Below are 22,018 nucleotides of genomic sequence, written 5' to 3'. Positions count from 1 at the left end.
AATTGTGTCGCTCTGACACGCTTGGTTTGGCTTCAGCCCCAACACTATATTTCTTCGACTGTAAACGTACTAGGTTCAAAGTAAAGCGACGTATCACGCTGACATTTGCAGCACTACCAACAACCCTATTGCGTAAATCATCTTCTTTTAAGTTAAGTTCACATCGAGCATTCAATGAACCTTATTTTTCTAATATCGAACCGTAAGTTCTGTTTAACACTCTATCAAAACACTATCTTTCGCTAGATGTTAAAGAAGAAAAGACTTCAAGGTAATTAAGGATTTGTTATAGACTATTGACCTACATAATAAAGAGCACAATCACGACATTAATCTCCAGTGATTTACCATACCGCTTCATGAGCAATTGGGATATAAATTATCGAAAAATACCAAACCATAAGTTAATACGCTGCTAACGGCTCAAAAAATAACGAAGTTGTAGCGCAATTATATCAACATCATTTTCATGTAAAAAATAACGAGCGCCTTGGACACCGATCTCCCAATTATCTGAGAGGTTGTAGCCAACTTCTGCACCAATATATCCATCAAAACCATCCACTTCCGTCGTTATCTTGCTGCCTTGATACGTACTTTCAATATCGGTATCCCAGAACAAGCCCCCCAAACTCAGTTTTGCGGACCATGAATTGTATTGCCAGAACTTATAACCGATGTCGAAGCCCATGCCCTTAACAAGGAGTGGGGCTATAGATGCGACATTGGCGTGATAGTCTTCTGGTGAAGTAGTAGCACTACGCAATGTAGCACTACCTTCACCCATATCAATATAACGAATAGTTCCAGACCATTGATCAGAAAAAGTATATCCCAACCCGACAGAGCGATAGAACCCGGTGTTGTCAGTAGAGATTACGTTATCACCTTTAACAGCATCACGCTCATCTGCATGGCTTGACCCCATTTGAACATCAACATACCAGCCCGCTTGACTACTAAAACTAAACACAGCAATTAGTGCTAGAGCACTGTTTCTTCCATAACGTTGCATGGCTCCTAACAAAATCAAAAGCATCAACACCATGCCACCCAATGATCCTGCTGAAGTATTTTCAACCTTTACATCTCTTACCAACTTAACGGTCACTATAACTTTCCCCGCGTCTTGCAGGCCTTGGCTATCCTGAATGATATATGTCAACACATCATTGCCTTCAAACCCTGAGGTAGGGGTATAGGTCACGCTCTGATCTGCATTCATGACCGCCTGCCCATACTGCGCTTGGACTGAAACCAACTTCAATGTGTCGTTATCCGGATCGGTATCGTTAGCAAGGACATAAACCGTGACAGGGGTACGATCATCGGTGGTAATATTATCGTCCACCGCATTCGGATTCTGACTGTTTACCACATTTACCGTCACCTTCGCCGATCCCGTTCCACCATTACCATCCGTTACGCTATAAGTGATCAAAGCCTCCCCGTAGTACTGTGGTTGAGTGACATAACTTAGTTTGTTATCAACCACACTAACACTACCAATATCTACAGAAGCGCGACTTACCTTCAGCCCATCACCATCAGCATCAGCATCATTGCTCAATACATCGATCGTCACCGTACCATTGAGACTAACAAACGCATTGTCGTCAATCGCTTGAGGGAGTGTATTATTGCTTACACGAGCGGCAACGACGCCAGGGTCAACGACACTGCCATTAGCCAATCCGTCATCATCGTTCGGACCACCGTCTTCAATGGTAAGTTGTACACACCAGTCACCTTCAGTCAGACCCTGTGACCATGAACTGTGCCCTGGTGGCGGACAATAACCAGCCTCGCCAGCACTAGAAGAAACCGTGTTTTGAGCATCCTCAATAAAGTCTATCCACCCCTGTTCAGCGTTATACTTTCGGTACACTGCATTTGCTGGAACAGGTAAACGCTGAGGCAAAACTAATTGATAGCTTTGGCCGGGCAGCGGCAAATTAGTTACTACAAAATCAAAGATTCCCCCTATGCTCTTCATGTTGATATCTTTAGGAAGCTCCTCATCCAGCAATAAAGCTCCTCCTGTTGCGTTAGTCAGAATGGTTATTCCTTTGCGTAAACAGACACCTGGCTGCCCCTCAATGAGGAAGCGATCTTTTTCTGACACAACCTGTTGAATTACGTTACAGTCAGAAATTGCATCAAGATAATCAGGGATACCATCACCATCACTATCATTATGACCTTCTTGATCATCCGGGATTAAGTCGCCATCACTGTCTTCACTCCCGAGCTCCGCCAATGTTTGTACCACTTCTAAATAGACATTCCGTGTCACTGATAATGGTGGAGTGCCATTGTCAGTAACTGTCAATTGCAAATTGTAAATCGCTGAACTCAGTAATTGCGGAGAGAAAGTCAATGTTTCGCTGTACATCTGCCCCGCAATCGCTTGGTTAAGTACATCGCTATCACTACTCCATCTGAAACTGTGTATATCGGACATATTGGCATCACTAACACTGCTCGTGATTGTGACCGGTTCAACACCATTTTCAATTTGGCTCCGCTGCTCCCCCGCCTGAGATACACTTACCGTGACCTTCGGAACCACATTCTCTTCAAAGATTGTCAAGGTGTAACGACGCTTACTACCTAGATTAAGGGTGCTGTCCAGATCAATCACTAAGGTTTCAACGCCCTCATTTTGTCCATCATTAAGTAGTTCGAACGAAAGTTTGCCTTCGGTACCACTAGGTATCACCACTTCACCAGAGGTGAGCGTGTGGTCATCACTGTCCGTGCTTCCTGAAACCGTATAAGGTATGATTACTGGGTAGCTCGGCGAAGGACCGTTAAGGTGTATCGATACGCTATGATTGGTGCCTTCCGTGGTTTGCGCATCTTTGGAGATACTTATCAGTGGATACACTGTTACCGTTTGACTAGCTTCAGCGACGTTTCCATCAGAGTCTTGAGTGCGCCAATAGACCGTATTAGTTCCAGGTCGGAAAAAGGTCGTGCTGTCGACCAATGAAACAGGTAATAGCTTGCCTGTACTATCTCGTGCCACAGCAGAGCCTAATGCAACTTTAGTAAAGAGCGAAGTTGCGTTCACTTCGATATCTGAAGGTGCGGCTATTGTTGGTGCGTCCAATTTCGCACTTTTAATTGTCACGATTGCTTTCGCGGTGGCCTTTCCACCGTTACCATCTTTCACACTGTATTGCACTGCCACTGTACCAATTGAGGTCGTTACCAATTGGATTTGACTGCCCACAATCGTTGCCGTTCCAGATGTAGGTTTAACCCATTCCAGTTGTAATGTATCTAGATCAACATCGCTGTCGTTGCTGAGTACATCCAATAAGTAGCTACCATCGTTACTCTCGGTAAAGACATAGGTATCATTAACCGCCACTGGCTCGTCATTAACGTTGATTACCGTGATGCTAAACGCTGCTAAAGATGTGCTTAGCTCACCGTCTGAGACACTAATAACAATATTATTGGTGCTGCCAACATGCTCATTTTCCGGCGTACCACTTAGCAACCCAGTTGCTCTATCAAAGGTTGCCCATGATGGTTTATTGCGGATTGAAAAGCTCAAGCTACTACTATCAACATCCGATGCCTGCAGCGCAAAGCGGTACGTACTGCCTTCGTTGACGGTAAGAGCAGGAGTGCCACTGATCACTGGCGCGTCATTGACATTGTTAACCACAATACTGAATCTATTGAGCATTGTGGTCGTGAGACCATCAGAAACCGAGATAACAATGCCCTGATATTTGCCAACATCACCATTATCTGGTGTACCACTAAGCGTGCCTGTTGATGCATCAAAGCTAGCCCAAGATGGCTTGTTCACGATACTGAAGGTGAAGGCTTGGCTGTCAACATCTGACACTTGTGGCGTGAACAGATAGGTGCTGTCTTCATTCACTTGTGTTGCTGGTGAACCAGAGATAACGGGTGCATCGTTAACGTTAGTCACAGTAATCGAAAAAGCTGACAATGAGGAAGAAATAGTGCCATCGGATACGCTAATCACGATACCTGGATAAGTCCCCACATAACGGTTACTTGGCGTGCCAGAAAGCGCTCCTGTTGTCTTGTCAAATGTAGCCCAAGGTGGCTTGTTAGCTATCAAGTAGGTCAGAGTATCCGCTGGGTCATTGTCCAATGCCGCGGGCACAAACTGATACACACTATCTTCATCAACTTGCGCCGATGGGGTACCCGTAATCACTGGCGCGTCATTAACGTTATTCACCGTGATGGTCACTAACGCCACTCCTGAGGTAAGATCTCCGTCACTTACGCTGTAAGTGAAACTGTCCTGACCAAAGAAGTTACTGTTACCCGTATAAACCGCGTGATTGCCTGTGACGGTAACATTACCGTTGACTGGCGATTTTACAATTTGATAGCTCAAAGATGAGCCTTCTGCATCGTTACCATTTAAAGTAATGGTCAGCGGTATTTCTTCCTCTCCCGTAGCACTGATATCGGTCGCGGTTGGTGTATCGTTGACTGCATTAACCGTCAAATCGACACGAACCTCTGTCGAGTCGAGATCACCGTCGTTGACCTTGAACAAGAAGAAGTCGGAGCCATTGAAGTCCGCTTCTGGTGTATAGCGCCAACTATTATTGGTCAACTGCTCTAGCACGCCATGACTGACTTGCTCAGTGATAAGATACTGCAGAGTGTCATCATCGTTATCAATATCTGAACCAACCAGCGTGATCACCAAACTATTGTCTTCATCAAGCGTTTGTGACTGTGCTTGCGCCATTGGTGCGTCGTTGACTGGTGTTACTGTCATGGTCACTGTTGCGGCGTTAGATACAGCACCTGCTAAGTCTGCCACCGTATAGGTGAAGCTATCTTCACCGAAGTAGTTCTCATTGGGGTTGTAAACAATCGCTCCTGACGCCGTCACGTTCACACTGCCATGTGCTGGCGTATCGACGACTGTGACACTAGTGAGTTCAAAACTGTCTCCAACATCGGCATCACTATCATTGCCTAATACATTGACCTCGAAGGAGCCTCCCTCTAGTAGTTGTGCACTGTTATCAACAGCAACGGGGGCATCATTCACTGGCGTAATATTGAGCGTGACGGTTGCAGGCACTGAGACTGCTTGACCACTATCGGTTAGCATGTAGGTAAAGCTATGTTGACCATTAACGTTCGCTGTTGGCACAATCTTTAAGGTCCCATCGACATTGACACTGACCGTGGCAAAACTGTATACCCCCTCTCCTTGACCAAGATCTTGCAGGGTAATACTACTCGGGGTGAATGACCCATCTTCAATATCACTGTCGTTACTTAAAATATCGAGTGTCGATGTGATATCTTCATCAAAAGTAAAACTGTCTTCCTCCGCTACTGGTGAGTCATTGACGGAACCGATATTGACGCTGACCGTGGCCGCAAGAGAAACGCCGCCTTCACTGTCTGCGATCGTGTAAGTAAAGCTATCGCTACCATTTTCATTCGGATTCGGCGTATATACAAAAGTGCCTACAGTTTGATCAATGGCTACTTGTCCTTTTTGAGGCAAACTAACTAACGATAAATCACCCGTTGGGATGCCATCTTCAACATCCTCCGCTTGACTACGCGCGCTGACTGCTGCGCTTGCGGTATCTTCGTCGGTGTTGATGGTCAGCGCTTTAGCGACTGGCGCATCATTTATAGCCATGATAGTGACGGTCACTGTCGCCTCTTGCGACTCCTGCAGCAGGGCATCTTTCACGGTATAGGTAAAGCTATCTGTGCCTGTCTCATTATTATTTGGCGTATAGGTAACAACGCCGTTGCTGATCGACACCTGACCTTTAATTGGTTGCGTTTTAATCGTTGTAGAAGAAGCGACCATGTCATCATTAACATCGGAATCGTTGGCTAACAGATTAAATTGTTTCGCCGTATCTTCCTCAGTCGAGAAGCTATCATCAACTACCGTTGGCGCGACATCGTAGCGTTTGGTCACAGTATCCGTCACTGCATCAGATGCGTTGCCTGCGGCATCGGTTACCACCACGCTTACTGTCAACGTCCCCTCTTGCAAAATAGTGACGTCAATGCCCGTTACTTGCATGGTCTCCGAAGAAATTGTTTGACTAGCGCCGTCAATGGTCGTGGTACCGTCGGTCACGCTATAAGTGAACATCGCGTTCACTTCAGCTGCTGCGAAGGTAAAGCTCATCGCCTGTTCGTTGGTTTTGTTAATGCTCTCCTGATCAATGCTGATGCTATGTCCAGTCGGGATCCCCGTATCCACTGAGATCAACAACTGAGTCGCTGCTGTATTGAGGTTGCCAGCTGCGTCGCTAAATTTCTCGGCTGCAACATCAATAGTTGCATCCTCAGTGCTTTCTTCTGCAGGTGTAAAGGTAGCCGTGTAACTGGCGCTACTGCCCGCAAAGTTAGAAAGAGTTCCTCCAGCCACGGTCACATCGGCTTCGGAAAAATCAGTTGCGGCTTCACTCAAGGTAAACGTGAGTGTTGCCGTTTCACCCGCTTTCAACGCAGCGCTGGAGCTAGTGATACTAACGGTTGGAAGCACAGTATCGACGCTGATGGAAAGTGGTGTAGCTGCACTATTGGTGTTACCAGAGGCATCGGTAAATGTGCCTGTGGCAACTTCAATAGTACCGCTCGTCGCACTCTCTTCCGTTGGTGTAAAGGTCGCAGTGTAGCTGCTACCACTGCCAGCAAAACCAGACAAAGTACCGCCACTAACCGTGATATCCGCCTCGGTAAAATCGCTCGACGCTTCACTTAAGGTAAAGGTAATGGTCGCCGTTTCGTCCGCTTTCAGCGCCAATTTATCACTGGAGATAGTCACACTCGGCACTAAACTATCAACGGTTATAGACAGTTGAGGCGCAGCAGTGTTGCTATTCCCGGCAGCATCAGTAAAGAAATCTGCCGCCACGTTAATCGTCGCTGTACTTGTACTGTCTCTATCCGGCGTAAAGGTGGCCGTGTAATTGTCACCGCTGCCCGCAAAGTTAGACAAACTGCCGCCAGTGACGGTGACATCTGACTCAGTAAAGTCACTTGAGGACTCACTTAAGGTGAACGTGATACTCGCCGTTTCGCCAGAGATCAAATCAAGGTCTGAGCTGCTCAAAGAAACAGTTGGCCTCACGTTATCTAACGTAATTGTTGTGCTATCTATACTGGAGGTGTTGCCCGCCGCATCGCTCTGGCTCGCCGCGACCGTCAGGGTGCCGTTGTTAAACGCACTTACATCAAACTCACTGCCAATAGTCGTCCAAGCCCCGGTATTGCCGGCCGTCACCGTACGACTGACTGAGTTGTTATTGTCCGTGATGGTCACGGTCACACTATTGCCAGCCTCCGCGCCGGAGCCAGCAATCAGCACATCATTGTCTTCTGCCGCATTGACGATACCGTCGATTGCAATCGGCGTGGAAATGGTAACAGCGGATGGCGCTGCGTTATCTAGGGTTACGCTCTGGGTGGCTACGGTGGAGATATTACCTGCTATATCAGCTTGGGTTGCAGACACAGTCAGGGTGCCATTGCTCAAGCCACTGATATCCAGCTCGCTGCCGCTCAACGTCCAGTTGCCTGAGTTGTCGGTCGTCACCGTACGACTGACAGAGCTGTTGTTATCCGTGATAGTCACGGTCACGCTGTTGCCTGCTTCCGCGCCGGAGCCAGCAATCAACACATCGTTATCTTCCACTGCATTAACAATACCATCGATTTCAATCGGTGTAGTGATGGTCACAGCTGATGGTGCGGCGTTATCTAAGGTAATGCTCTGGGTGGTCACTCTGGAGGTATTACCCGCCGTATCCGATTGCGTCACAGCAACTATGAGTGTGCCGTTGTTCAGGCCACTGACATCAAGCTCACTGCCGCTCAACGTCCAGCTGCCTGAGTTGTCGGCCGTCACCGTACGGCTGACAGAGCTGTTATTGTCCGTGATAGTCACGGTCACGCTATTGCCTGCTTCCGCACTGAAGCCAGCGATCAGTACGTCGTTGTCTTCTGCCGCATTGACGACCCCATCAGTTTCAATCGGCGTATTGATGATTACAGCAGATGGGTCTGCATTGTCCAGAGTAATACTCTGGGTGGCTGCGGTAGAAGTATTACCTGCTATATCTGCTTGGGTTGCAGACACAGTCAGGGTGCCGTTGTTAAACGCACTTACATCAAGCTCACTGCCGCTCAACGTCCAGTTGCCTGAGTTATCGGCCGTCACCGTACGACTGACAGAACTGTTATTGTCCGTGATAGTCACGGTCACGCTGTTGCCTACTTCCGCGCCGGAGCCAGCAATCAGTACGTCGTTGTCTTCTGCCGCATTGACAATACCATCGGTTTCAATCGGCGTGGTGATGGTCACTGCTGATGGGGCTGCATTGTCTAGGGTAACACTCTGGCTAGCTGCGGTGGAGATATTACCTGCTATATCTGCTTGGGTTGCAGACACCGTCAGGGTGCCATTGTTCAGGCCACTGACATCCAGCTCGCTGCCGCTCAGCGTCCAGTTGCCTGAGTTGTCGGCCGTCACCGTACGACTGACAGAGCTGTTATTGTCTGTGATAGTCACGGTCACGCTGTTGCCTGCTTCCGCGCCGGAGCCAGCGATCAACACATCGTTGTCTTCTGCAGCGTTGACGATACTGTCAGCCTCAATCGGCGTGGTAATGCTCACTACGGATGGTGCTATTGTATCAATGGTGACACTTAACGCGTTGGATGCCGAGCTAACATTATCATCGCTATCAGACGCTTTAGCACTTATTGCATGTGTAATACCAGACGCCAACTCATTGGTTGTTATCTGCCAGTTTCCTCCAGTAGCAGTGCCTGTGCCAATAACCGTTGCACCTCCACCGACTTGATCACTGTATAAAGTAACGATCGATCCACTCTCAGAAGTCCCACTAAACGTTGGTGTAGTGTCACTGGTAATATTATCAGTATTTAATGGCCCGGTATCCGAACTAGCATCTAAATCGGGTGTAGATGGCGCATTTGGCGTGGTATCGACTGTCGTAAAGTTAAATGTGGCATCATCGCTGATCCCAGCGAAGCTATTATTTGCGCTGTCAGCCACGGCACTGGATTCAATATGAATGGCGTAGGTCCGGTTCCCTGCCAGATCACTGGTTGGGTTTAAGTAAACTTTATTGTTGGTAACACTGATGCGACCAGCGCCTGGTGATGTTGTTATGCCATCGCTTTCGGTGGCAACATTAAATACTTCAAAGTCGCGACTGTCGGTAACATTACGAATGGTAATATTGCCGCTCTTCAGCTCAATATTTTCATCGAAGGCAATCTCGATGTTGTTGCTAACAGAAACATTGGTTGCATCATCAGTGGGAGTTGAGCTCGCACTGACAAAAGTAGGCGCGGTAGAGTCTGAAACCGCAGCGTCATCAATCTTGATACTTCTGATAAGATAACGAGAGTCAGCACCCGGACTTCGGGTAAACGCCATAGTCACTGTATCAACGTCCTGCCATGCCGAATCATTAAAATCTGTACCACGGGTCAGGGTAAACAAGTCCTGTAACCCTGAGTTTGCTTCACCACCTTTTGGCAAGGTGACAGTTTCGGTCACTGTTTGAGTATCATTAGAGAAGCCAGTTAACACAAGTTGATACGTTTTATCTGAGTCTCGGGCCGACCCCTGCATAAAGGTAATTTCGTCGAAACTGAAGTTAGTACTTGATTTCTCAAAAAAGCGGAAGCCACGATTGTTGAACTCATTAATCATGGTATTTGAGTAAAGAACACCAGCTACAAATCCGAGGTCATTTAGGCCAGTAAACGGAGTGCCATCCGAGCTAGTGCCCGCATCTAATACCATAGATACAGTACCTGCATTGGTAAGAGTGACTGAGGGCATACCCCCTGTGACGCCGGTCTCCACCTCACTAAAATTGGAACCTGAACCATTAGAGTAGTTAATCGTTTGCTGTGCAGCCCAGGCTCCACCGGAAAAAAACGCTGAGAACACCCATGCTGTTGTAATTGCGATCGCAACCTGACGATGTAATCTCATTTTCCTCTCCTGAAGATGACGGCCTTATCAACATGGCCGGGTTATCATAATCAACTTAAATATTTAATTTTTTTATAGGAAAGGATTAGCTAAAGATTCAGCCAATTCTTTCTTGGTTGATTAGCTGTGCGGTGGGTATACTCCCGCAGTGGCAATTAACCAATTAATCGGCAATACCGGGCTCAAAATATTAAGTGGCATTGAACCGCCTGTTTCAGTCACAGTTACAGTACCTCCGCCCGAGCCACTACCAGACACACTTAAGCCTTCGATCTCGGTCAAATCTGGTTGCTGAAACGTCGGTTTATAGAACCCGGGGGTAGAGTTTTGCGCTATATACGAATTACTATCGGGTACCTGTGTATTTGCAGCATTGGTAGCAACCTGCATCCTGCCTGTTACAGGTGCAGAAGTGCCAAGAGGGGTAAAAATTGCCGTATGTAAGTGTGCTGGCATTTGAGTTATATCAATAGTTACCAGTTCAGTACCCAATCTTTCTCCCTGATGATAATCCATCCCCCCAGGTCGTGTGCCTACACCAACTGGACTGCGGCCACGCAAATCAGGTAAACCAAAGGTAGTTCGGGCGTCACCTCCGTATAGAGTGCTAACTAGAGAGAAGAGCGCTGGATTATCTTCAATTGCCTGCATTTGCCCCGAGCACATTGCCCAATTTCTAATTGCAAAATTGCCACCAAATGCGGTTAGTGTCCCAAGATACGGTTCTGTAGCCATACTGTTCTTCCTTTCAACGTATACACTTAAGTTAAAACCAGCCCATAACGAAATTGGTGTGGTTGGTTAAAACTTTCCAATCTCGCATTACTAAATACCGTTACGGGCTTCATCACTGCCGCAAAGCACCGTATTGAGATATTTATTTACTCACAAGTTGAAGCGTGCTGGAGCAATGACATCCCAGCATCTAGCCCAGCCATTTGCGCATAGCGATAACCCGAAAACACGCCTTGCGGTGTAGCAATAACATCTATTGATATGGCGCTATCTAACGTTTTCACTTGTAACCCATGTTGTGGGCTGATCTCGAGAATGCTCCCGCCTCAACACCGACTAAAGAAGTCTCCATTGCGCTTGCTTGCAAAACATTGGCGACACCACTTGGCAAGCTCAACATCGCACCACCGAAGTCATGATTGCCTGCTCGCACTAAGTTGACGATTTCGCGACTCGTTTGCACGTTCCAACGAAGGTGCAGATCATGTTGGTTTACTGCTCGTGCCACTTCGTTGGGGTTTGATACTTGTTCACGCCAAACCAGCCCTTGCTTTTGTTGCGCGATGAGGAAGTCATACATCAGCTTAGCCGTCATTTGTGACGCTTTTTGCTGAGCACTGGTTAAGGTCTCAAACGGGTGAAATGGTACCTCTAACTCCATTCCTATAGCGCCGGAATCAGCCGATGCCTCAAGACGATGCAGGGTGAGGCTAAAGGTGTCTAAACCCTCTCTTAATTGCCAATAGAGAGGCATCGGGCCTCGATACTCGGGCAGCTTTCCCGGATGAATGTTGTACAAGTTTCCGTTGAAAAACTGACACAGCGAGGAATGAACTATGTGCCTGAACAAATAGATAACGCCATCCGTGACTCGCCAAACATCGAGTTGCGCTATCAAAGCACTGCTGTCATTGGCGGTATACTGAGCAATATGAATCGATTGAGCGCTCAGATAGCTCTGTAGCTGCTGTAAGTCAGGATTTAGTTCTCCTTCCGGTACTACCACGCCCGCCAATTTATGCTGTTGTGCCAACAACTGAATGATGGGCAAGGCGTAACAACTTCCTGTAAAAACGACGTATTTTTGCTGCATATCGAAATCATCCATGGGTGGCGACAAAACCTGGCAATCCGGTTAACTGATAATAGAAACTGACCTTATCCCCTCCCTTCGCTTCAAAGTAATGGTGTTCAACAGCTTTGGGCTTGGCATCCACATAAAAAGTCATGTCGGGTTTAGGATGGGTAATACCAGAGTCGTATTGTCCGACCATCGCATCTCCGTAAGTATCGATATGGCTGTAAATGGCGAGGATACGTTTTGCCATATCTGGCACATCTTTCGGCAGCTCAATGGTGTTGCCTTGCAGCATTTTTATTCCACCATCTAGCTCAAAAATCTCGCTTCTGAGCAACATGGCTTTATTGACGTTAAGAATTTCTCCCAGATCAATTCGATCATCGATCGCTTCCGGCTGGCAATGGTTGGAATGTGCATACTCTGCTTTTTCCCATTGTTGATTAAATTCCGTCTCCCCGATGACCATCATGGCGCGCACAGATACCTGATTGGGGATCATTTCGCCTTGAATATGTAAATATTGAACCAAATGTTTCGCGATGCTGAGGAACCCTTCCCGACTAAAGCCATGCTGCATCGCTTCAAGTATCAGGAGATCAAACGTTTGAGTTGGCGAAAATTGGGTAGCATCTTCTTCCACTAAGGCTTCAATGTAGTCTGCGATATCGAGATCCGCGATCAATTGATTGAGTGCTTTAATGGCTCCGGGGTGAATATCTACTAGTGTCACCTGAAGCTGCTCTGCGCTAATTCGATCACTTTGTTTGTAGTGAGCAAGTAAAGGCAGCAGCAATGGTGCAAAGGGGCCGCAAGCTGGATAAAGCACTTTAACCTGTGACTTGTTGGCAAGCATATGTTGGATAGCTTTGTTTATACCACACGCAAAGCCTTTAATTCGGTACACATCTTTGATGGTGTGTTTACAGTTAAGTGGGGACATCACCAGCCCAGACGTGGAAATGTACTGTCGGGTCAGTTCCTCTTGAGTGAGTTTAGCCAGAGAAAGAGATTGGCAAGCGTTGCCATACATGGTCTGAAAGGCTTGCACCAGTGTTCGGTGCTCAACTTTCGTCTCCTTCAATACGAGCTCAACTGCCGCAGCGAAACTCTCTTTCAGTTGTCGTCGGCGTTCAGCCGTGCTGAGTTGGTTTTGGAGCATAGCCTCAAGTTGAGTCCGTAATGAGTACTTAAGCAGCTCATCCATTTCGGGTTCAGCAAAACCAAACTGTTGAGTTTGTTGCTGCACTTCTTCAACACCGACCGTCTCACGAGATTGAGGACGTTGCTGGTAGAATTCTATAGATGAGCCTTTTTGCATAATTCATGAACCTCACTTGCCGCTGTAGCAGTAGTTAATGATGTAACACACCTGTACTTGAGAAAAACATATGCCAGAGGTCCGCGTTACAATATCTCAGCTCCCGGCTCTAACTTCATAAACCGTACTGACAAAATTGGGCAGAAAAATTGAGATAAAAACAGTTCTAATCCTGTAAATTCAGAGAGTAGTAAATAGTTAGGGTAATAGGCCTTTCGATAGGATTCTTCTAAAGCAAGCGCTTGCCAATCCCCTCGATGGCAAGATCGTTTGACATATGGCAGCCACGCAGTCTCCTTAATAGAGGTAAGCGCGGCACTCAAGTGTGGTGTAATATGAAAGCCTTTTAACAGGCAGAAAAAGCCAATATCCATAGTATAAAGCCAACTATTTATAATATTGAAATTAAAATAATTTTTTCGGCAGTTATTTTGAAATTGCCGATATTTGATTTATAGACTAGAAAAAATCAGTTAGCCAGAATAGAGAATCAAAAAAAACACTAAAAATAAGATTGTCAATTTATATCTCTAAAATTAAAGAATTTAATTTTTAAAGTTTAATGAAGTCCAATATAAGTTTAAGGTGTGCAATCTTTTAAAAGATATAAGTTTAAAGATATTTCAAAAAACTTATTAAGAAAAACATGAACTCACAAAAATAAATATCAAAATTATTAATAAAAAACACCACTAATATAACAATGAATTAAGGTGGTTTGAAGATTAAAATGCCCATTTCATTTTCGTATATAACATTTTAACTACTAGTATTATATGTGGTGAAATAAGATAAATTTATTCAATCAACATATCCAATCGATTCAGGTTTACTGGGAAAAGCTATACGTTACAACGGAGTGAAATATGGCAAATAGGGATGGAAGAATTCCACTCAACGTATTACGACTCAAAGAACTGAGAAAGAAATTAGGACTGAGCCAAGAAAGACTGGCGGAAGAATGCTTTCAACAGGGTTTTGTCGTATCTATTGCTTCTATAAAGCGAGCAGAGTCTGGGGCGAATGTGCTGTATCGTACCGCATCCAATCTCGCGGAATACTTTTCTGTCCCCGTAGAGGACCTTTTAATAAATCGGGCCTCAGAACCATTATTTACAAATGTATCTTCATCACCACCATATTTTTTTATTTTTGCAATCGAAGCAAAGTGTGATTTGACCGCAAAGGCTCTGCAAACCTTACTTCTCAGCCAAAACACTACACCCATAATACAAAACCGAACGTTTGTTCTTACTTGGTCTTTACAGGAATCGGACGAATATATTTTTGAGCGAATTCGACAACTAGCCCTTCAATTAAAGGTTGCTCTTTCGGCTTCGATTCGGTCTTTTATCAATGTGAAATACATGCATCGAATCACTGAGCTATCGGAACATCCGAATGCGATAACCCCAATCAATGAAATCCTAGTTAAAATCCCTTGGGGAGAAATAGCTGCTTGTCCTTGCTTTATCTCGTCCAATTGTGCCAGACCAATAAAACCTTTTCTAACAGGAGAGCCAGACTTCAACAACTGGCATTTTGTATCCTTACACCAAAACCATACTGACTGTTTCGTAGGGCGTAAACTTGAACTAGAAACATTGAATAGCGGAATCAAGCGATGGCAAAAACAAGAAGCAGGCCAAACGTATTGTATTACTGGTACCGCAGGGATAGGAAAGACCAGCCTACTCAACCAGGTCATTTCGTCTTTGAGTCGTTCTTCGTGTTTAACCACAGAGATTCAAATCCTGAATCATGGCAGTGCTGATCTCTTGTCCCCTCAAAATATATTCACTCGGGCAATTTGTTCATTTACTCGTGAAGATACCGATGATTCTATTCGTCAGCAGACTGTCGAGTCATCAATTCCCTCTTCTTTCCATCTCTGCCTTTATTGGTTAATGGGGGTAACACTCAACGAATCAGAAAAACAGCTGCTGAACTTAATGGAGTTCCAAACGCTGAAACAAACGATAGAGCAATCTATCCCTTTCTTAATTCAACAACGGCAGAGCAGCAAACCGCATTTGATTATTGTTGAAGATGTCCATTGGGCCGACGAGGTAATGTTGGCATTTCTTGAGACACTGCTACCTTATATTACAAACACCAATATTTTACTCTTTCTGACGTTTAGGCAGCAAAAACGACTTAGTTCCAAACAATCTTGGTTTGCCAACGTGAATCTAATCGAACTTAGGGAGTTATCATCTGAAGAGTCTTACGAGTTAGCTTGCTCAATCACATGCCAACAGAATAAACATATCAATGACTGTATAAAGCTTGCGAAAGGCCATCCTCTATACTTACGCCAAACACTACTTTGTTCTCAGTTTGATAAAGACGTTCCGGAGTCATTGGAACATTTAGTTTCGATACAATTAGCTCAACTTCCAGCCCAAGATCGCCAAGCACTCTGTACTGCATCTGTGTTGGGGCAGTACTTTCAACTGGAGCAACTGCGTGAAATCACTCGAATTCCCGGCTACGTACCAGATAAGTTAGTCGACGCTGGCTTAGTAAAACTCAATGGCGATCAATACCTTTTCCATCATGATTTGATTTGTAATGCTGTTTTCCGTCAAATAGACAAGTCACAGTGTTCAAAAATACACATGGCCTGCGCAAAATGGTATGAGAACCGAGATCGGTTCTTATATGCAGTCCATATCAATCATGCCAAGGGCGAAGGTGTATTTACTGTTCTTGACCAGACCGCCAAACATTACCTGAGCAATTATCAATTTGAAAAAGCACTGACTCTTATTGAATACGCTATTAAAGAGTCACCTAAAGCACAGATGGCGTATGCACTAAATATGAAAGGAAACTGCCTGTATTCGATGGGACGCATCAAAGAGAGTATTGAGGTTCTTGAGCAAGCGATTCATCACACAGAAAATGATTCTGAACGTGTTCAATACTATTTAGACCTCATTAACCCCTACCGTTTAACCGACAACTTTGTACAAGCGATGTCGATTTTAGACCAAGCCCAAGCCCTGTGCGAAAAGCTGACGTTAAATAAATCTTTGTGTGAAATTCACTCGATGAGAGGTAATATGCTGTTCCCCACTGGGCAGCTAGACGAATGTGAGAAAGAACATTTACTTGCATTAGATTACAGTCAACGAGCAAACTGTTTTCGCGCGAAAGCAAAATCGCTTGGCGGCCTCGGTGATTGTGCCTACGCACAAGGAAAAATGGCTCGCTCATACGAGCACTTAACCGAGTGTTTGCAACTGTGTGAAGAGCATCAGTTGCTTTCGATTGAAACTGCCAATCGCTACATGCTGGCAACAGTGATGATCTATCAACTGCAATCTGACGAAGCACTAAAACAGGCTCAGCATGCCTCGAATCTTGCCTATCTCACGGCAAACCGCCGAGCAGAAATTGTTTCTAGGCTTACGGCTGCATGGATCTTTCTCGACCGTAATGTCTTGGTGCAAGCTGAAAACGAAATCTCGACCGCTCTACAACTTTCAAAACAGCTTAATGCTCATCGATTTGTCGCTTTTCTTTTGGAGTCCAGTGCAAGATTGCACTGGTATCAGGGAAAAGAGGAGAAAGCCCTTTCGGACATCGACACGGCTCTAGATCTTGTTCATATCAATAAGCTACACAATTTTATTGGTCCTTGGCTCGTATCTACCAAGGCACTTATTTGTGGCGATGAATCAACGGCCCTCTCCGCTTTGCGCACTGGTGAGGCTTGGCTAGAATCTACCTGTGTTGGTCATAACTATTTACGCTTTTACCAACAAGGAATCCAAGTAGCGTGGCAGTATAAGCAGCCTACGCTACTTCGAAAATATCGCGATAAGCTGTCTAACTTCACCCAAGAAGATCCGCATCCATGGGGTGATTTTTATATTGAACAAGCGAATCTGATGCTTGCCTTACTCGACCAGTCCAGCTCCGTCTCTGAGTTGTTAAACTTCAATCAGGCCGCGCGTAAGCATCAACTGAATCAGGCTCAAATAAGTGTTGATGAGCTCGACCATTGGCTCTCCACATCTACTCAACCATGAAATATTCAATAAACGAAGAAAGTCGATTAATTGCACCGTCAAGTCATCGTGTTTACTCGATTTACCTCGTCAAACACAGATATTCGAAACCATCGAATATCTGTGTTTTGGCACAGTGTCATCGCTGATGAGATTTATGCTGGCGCAAGATCATTTTGCTCCACCTTAAAGTTCTCGATGCTAGGAACATGCTCAGGCAAAAGTAGAGTAACGCGTTGATTTGCTGCTTCAATCCATTTACCTGAACTATTTTTATATCGATAGAATGCCACGCCTGACTTCCAATCATCATTAAGTAGGAGGTTGAGCGTTACGTTATGAAGATCAGCTCCTAAAGGAGCAATGCCTAGATAAGGCTGGTAGCCCTGCAACGTCACCATGATATGACAATCACGCATCGTGCATTGATAGTTGAAACTACCATTGAGATCAGACACCACATTTAACGGTGGGTTAACGGCCTGAAAGATATGTCCTTTACCCACTATTGATTTGTCTTCGCTGGCCACGAGTAGATTAACATCGAAGCTCACTCCTCCAGGTAAGCCGTTACCAATTTGATAATGAGCAGTAAAAATTGCTTGTGATTCTTTTGAGTCCATTTTCATTGTGTTCTCCAACTGAATTTATTGTCGTTAGTGACCCATTCAATGTAGATAACACGTCATTCTGGTTCAGTATCAATTTAGGCTCAGATCTACTTGACTACATAAATTATCCACGGTCACGCAGATGCCGATCGTTCTTTTCATCAACCAGATATTGTTGCTCTCTCGCTGATGCTTTTGGCGATTTGTACAGAACAACTGATACCAAACTGATATGGTGAATGTATGCATTTGGTTTAATATTTGAACAACTATTCAATACATAAGCCAAATGGAAAAAATAATGGAACATGAATGGATGCAGGGAACTAAAGAAAACCAAGTGGTAGAACAGCACACTAACCCTCAAATACAACGCCTCGCTGTACTTAGCGCGTACTCAATCTCAGTCAATAATGCCAAACTGTTTATTCAGAAAATGGATAAGTGCGGTTTTCCTAAAGAACGATTACTGACACCTCTTGAAAACACGGTTTCACCGGTTCCCGGTTTGAACCAATATCAAGTCGAGTCACTCATCTTCAATACTCGCTATCAACACCAACCCTTTGTCATTGTCATGTGCGAAAGTACGCAAGAAGTTCAGCAAGCCTATCTAACAGCAACTCAATTCAATCTCCCGATTCGTGTTCGCTCAGGAGGGCATGATCACGCAGGTGAATGCAGTGGTGACAACGTCATTTTGATTGACGTGAGCAGAATTAAGACCTTCCAATTGTGTGACAATATTGCCACCATTGGTGCTGGCTATCGCTTCTATCAACTGACACCAAAACTTGCAGAGCATGATCGAATGATTGCACATGGAACCTGTGCCACAGTTGGGTTGACTGGCTATATTCAAGGCGGAGGATGGGGCCCTTGGACGCGAAAATACGGCATGTGTTGTGAGCACCTAGTGAGTGCAACCGTGGTATTGGGTGATGGTACGATCACAGAAGTCTCAGCAGAGTCCAACCCTCACCTATTTTGGGCACTAAGAGGCGGCGGAGGCATGAGCTATGGCATTGTTACCGAGCTACGCGTAAAAACATTCCCTTTACCCAAAGAGATCCACCGCTTCGAGCTTCAGTGGAACCTCTATCCAAAAATCAACGGTATGCTTCAGCCAATACCAACGCACCCTACCATAGATGTGCTAAAAAATTGGGAGCAGGCTATAAAAAGCCTCGATACGCCTAAACTTCTTGGCACCAACTTGCAAATTGATGCTCTGCCTGAATCATCTAACCACTGTGATATTGAAACCATCAGCCATCACTGCACCATGTATGGCTACTGGGAAGGAACAGAACAAGATCTTCACCAATTTATAGCCGTTCAATTTGGCGCTTGCTTCCCTGATTTAGTTCAAGTCTATGAAGCACATGGCACTGACTTTGACGGGAAGAAATACGATCACTCCCTGATGAGCACATGGGGGCGCGATTCTTTGTGTCAAAACGGTTCTCCTTTCCCTCCCGATTATGACGCCCCAGCACCTCACAAAATCACTTCGCGATTGGTGTCAGAGCGAGGTCTTAAACCAGAAGGCTATACTGCACTTTTGCAAAGCTTAACTTCACCTTTGATAAAGCCAGAAAACCGCGATCAAGGGCTATTTAGTTACGTAACCTTAGGGGCGATCACTGGCAGTTTTTATCATCACTCAGACGACCTTGAAGACATATCTTTCCCCTACCGCCAGTGTCAATATACAGTCCAATACCAAACCTGGTGGAATGAAGAGATAAAGCAAAAACTAGAACTACAAAACAACCCAGTACTTGTTGATGTAAACAGAGCCATGGACTGGATTGATAAAGCCAGAGAAGCTGATATACCGGGAACCTATGGTGCCTTCATCAGCTTTAAAGATCCGGCAATTCCGACAAGCGTTTATTTTGATCGAAGCTACCGCGACTTAATCGGTATAAAAGAAAAATACGCTAAGGATAAGTTTAATCACCTTAGAACTAATAAGACCATCATTTAACATCAATATGCATCTTAAAAAGCATATATTAACAGAACGTCATTTGGCCGTTCTATCACGTATAGAAATTAAAAAAGAGGAAAAATTATGACAACTAAGGGTTCATTTTACGTTAAAAATAACTCCAACGATAAAATCACCGGATATGTGAGATTTAAAGACTCTCCGGAAATGGAGGTTCATTTCGACTTGAATATTGGCGAACAATCTGAATCTGCTAGTTTTGAATCCGGTGCCGCTACCCATGACTCCTGGTATTACAGTTTCAAAAAGGCAGGTAAAACCTATACTGGGGACAAGTCCTGTGCATACTATGCAAAAGATGAAAATAAAGGCCCCGTCGTTGTAGAAATCTTTAATGATAATTTAAAAATATCTCCACCACTTAGCGGTTCTTGTGAGAAAACTTTATAGCTGCTCACCTGATTCATCACTTCGCCCGAGACAGTTGCACAACTTCTCGGGCAGTTTCATTTCTCGGTATTTGGATTGAAGACTCTCCCCATTTTCAATCACAATCTGAAATTGTTAACTTTATGTTCTCACTTTATATCACCACTGCAAGATAATCGAATAAATACAAATCACTTTTAAAATAAACTTTAAATCTAGAGTAACCAAGATTGAAAAAATAAATATATTATTAATTTCTAGAATCAAAGAGTTTTACTTAATACATCACTTTTTATTTTAACTCTATCAACTGATACTAAACTGCTACTGACGTTTTTTGATTGAATGCTTAACTTAATAGCATGTGCTTATCTCAATGGCTAAAACCATTACTAAAGCGCAATTCATCTATATCCACGTAATCTCTAAGCATTTGATTCAGAGGGTTTCTTGGATATTCATCATTCAAGATAAACAACGGAAAGCATGGCTATGTGTACAGATGTTAATATCAATTATGGTTGCAACAACCAAACCTTATCCGCTAGAACCATGGAGTTTGCAGTTAACCTTCAGACCGAGATTTGGTTTAGAGCCCAACAAACTTACCAAATTACGACCTTTACTTCCGACGGAAAAGCCGACCGTGTTTTCAATGGTCAGCCGCCAAAACGTCACAGTAAAGAATGTGAGTTTCGAGCAAATTGGCAGGGAGAGTTGAGCTTCATACACTGCAATGCCATTACCCGGTATAATAACCCTCTTTTAACAGCTGATGGCATTAATGAATCTGGCCTTTCTGTTGGGTCACTGTACTTGCCCATTCTCAATCAAAATGTATCGACCTCTCACATCCCTGATGATGCCTTTGCATTAGGCAGCGGCCTGTTTGGTACTTTTATCTTGTCTACGTTTAATACTGTGGACGAGATGGTGACCTACTTCACCACCCACCCCGTTTACGTGTTTAACTCGACTATTTCAACTGGTGAAACAGAGAGTGACAACATGGCTTTGGACCAGCATTTCGTGATTCACGATGCAAATAATGACAGTGCCGTCATTGAGTTTCTTAACGGTAATATGCATATCTATCGAGCATTCAAAGAAAGCGATATGTTCAGCAAAGAGGAAAATCAGCAAGCACGCTATCAATGTACCGAATACGACTTTGATGATTATAAAGTGGTTGTGGACCACTCCTACGTTGGAGTAATGACTAACTGCCCAAATTACCATTGGCATGTCAATCACCTCTCTTATTTTTCTAATTTGCGCAACTACAACCCAGAACCGAACAATGAAGCAACCATGCAACGTCATATCCAAGTGCCTGGCCCACTTCAATCAATCAATGGCGCTGGCTTGATGGGTCTACCCGCCGACCCAACACCGCCGTCTCGATTTGTACAAACCTATGCAATTAAGCAGTTAAGCGAACAACCAACTAACTTCGACGAAGCCTTCTCACTCGGACAAAAGCTACTTAATCGCGTTGATATACCTTTGGGCATCATGGCGAATGAGTTTGAGACATCCGATAACCCTGAAGTCTTTTTTAGTGATATTACCCAATGGAGCGTTATTAGACATAACAGTCATCAATCACCCGCGTTCTATCTGCGTACTTACGGAGACATGACTTGGCGAGTCGCTAATGTCAAAGACTATATTGGGTTAAATAGAGACTGTCAGATTTCAAGCGTTTTACAGCTCATGCCAGTTACAACATCATTACCGTTTGAACAAGTCGAATCTCGACCAACTATTAAAATCGCTTAGAGTTAATTTTGAAGCGCAAACAAATGAGAAGCAAAAAGCCAGAGTAAGAA

At 44.7% G+C, this 22,018-nt stretch carries 9 protein-coding genes; 4 read left to right on the top strand and 5 right to left on the bottom strand.

Annotated elements, in window-relative coordinates:
* Positions 1-415: 415 nt before the first annotated feature.
* The 4 genes from UQW94_RS08115 to UQW94_RS08100 all read right to left on the bottom strand — a co-directional run bounded on the left by UQW94_RS08115 (position 416) and on the right by UQW94_RS08100 (position 13,170).
* The gene (locus UQW94_RS08115) at positions 416-10,036 is read right to left on the bottom strand and encodes an Ig-like domain-containing protein (RefSeq protein ID WP_322142170.1); all 9,621 of its coding nucleotides are present in this window, start codon (positions 10,034-10,036) and stop codon (positions 416-418) included.
* Between the two features lie 120 nt (positions 10,037-10,156).
* The gene (locus UQW94_RS08110; protein ID WP_005373442.1) at positions 10,157-10,771 is read right to left on the bottom strand and encodes a phage tail protein; all 615 of its coding nucleotides are present in this window, start codon (positions 10,769-10,771) and stop codon (positions 10,157-10,159) included.
* A 280-nt stretch (positions 10,772-11,051) separates the two neighbouring features.
* Positions 11,052-11,864, bottom strand: coding sequence for a formyltransferase family protein (locus UQW94_RS08105; protein ID WP_322142169.1), 813 nt, complete (start codon positions 11,862-11,864; stop codon positions 11,052-11,054).
* A gap of 7 nt (positions 11,865-11,871) precedes the next feature.
* Positions 11,872-13,170 (bottom strand): hypothetical protein, encoded by a 1,299-nt coding sequence (locus tag UQW94_RS08100; RefSeq protein ID WP_053304510.1) that lies wholly within the window; start codon positions 13,168-13,170, stop codon positions 11,872-11,874.
* 1,367 nt (positions 13,171-14,537) lie between these two features.
* Between UQW94_RS08100 and UQW94_RS08095 the strand changes: the two genes are divergently transcribed.
* Complete coding sequence (locus UQW94_RS08095; RefSeq protein WP_322142168.1) at positions 14,538-17,210, top strand: ATP-binding protein; 2,673 nt, start codon at positions 14,538-14,540, stop codon at positions 17,208-17,210.
* Between the two features lie 134 nt (positions 17,211-17,344).
* Here UQW94_RS08095 and UQW94_RS08090 read toward each other — a convergent pair whose 3' ends face one another.
* Positions 17,345-17,818, bottom strand: coding sequence for a DUF1842 domain-containing protein (locus UQW94_RS08090; protein ID WP_005373450.1), 474 nt, complete (start codon positions 17,816-17,818; stop codon positions 17,345-17,347).
* Positions 17,819-18,101: 283 nt separating this feature from the next.
* Here UQW94_RS08090 and UQW94_RS08085 point away from each other — a divergent pair, with 283 nt between their 5' ends.
* The 3 genes from UQW94_RS08085 to UQW94_RS08075 all read left to right on the top strand — a co-directional run bounded on the left by UQW94_RS08085 (position 18,102) and on the right by UQW94_RS08075 (position 21,968).
* Positions 18,102-19,793 carry an FAD-dependent oxidoreductase gene (locus tag UQW94_RS08085; protein ID WP_322142167.1) on the top strand — a complete coding sequence of 564 codons (1,692 nt, stop codon included), beginning with the start codon at positions 18,102-18,104 and terminating at the stop codon, positions 19,791-19,793.
* An 87-nt stretch (positions 19,794-19,880) separates the two neighbouring features.
* Complete coding sequence (locus UQW94_RS08080) at positions 19,881-20,207, top strand: hypothetical protein (protein ID WP_005373454.1); 327 nt, start codon at positions 19,881-19,883, stop codon at positions 20,205-20,207.
* Between the two features lie 471 nt (positions 20,208-20,678).
* Positions 20,679-21,968: a linear amide C-N hydrolase gene (locus UQW94_RS08075; protein WP_258479505.1), complete on the top strand. Its 1,290-nt coding sequence runs from the start codon at positions 20,679-20,681 to the stop codon at positions 21,966-21,968.
* Positions 21,969-22,018 lie beyond the last annotated feature (50 nt).

Source organism: Vibrio sp. PBL-C16, assembly GCF_034321865.1.
Lineage (GTDB): Bacteria > Pseudomonadota > Gammaproteobacteria > Enterobacterales > Vibrionaceae > Vibrio > Vibrio alginolyticus.
This window is presented reverse-complemented; position numbering and strand designations above follow the sequence as displayed.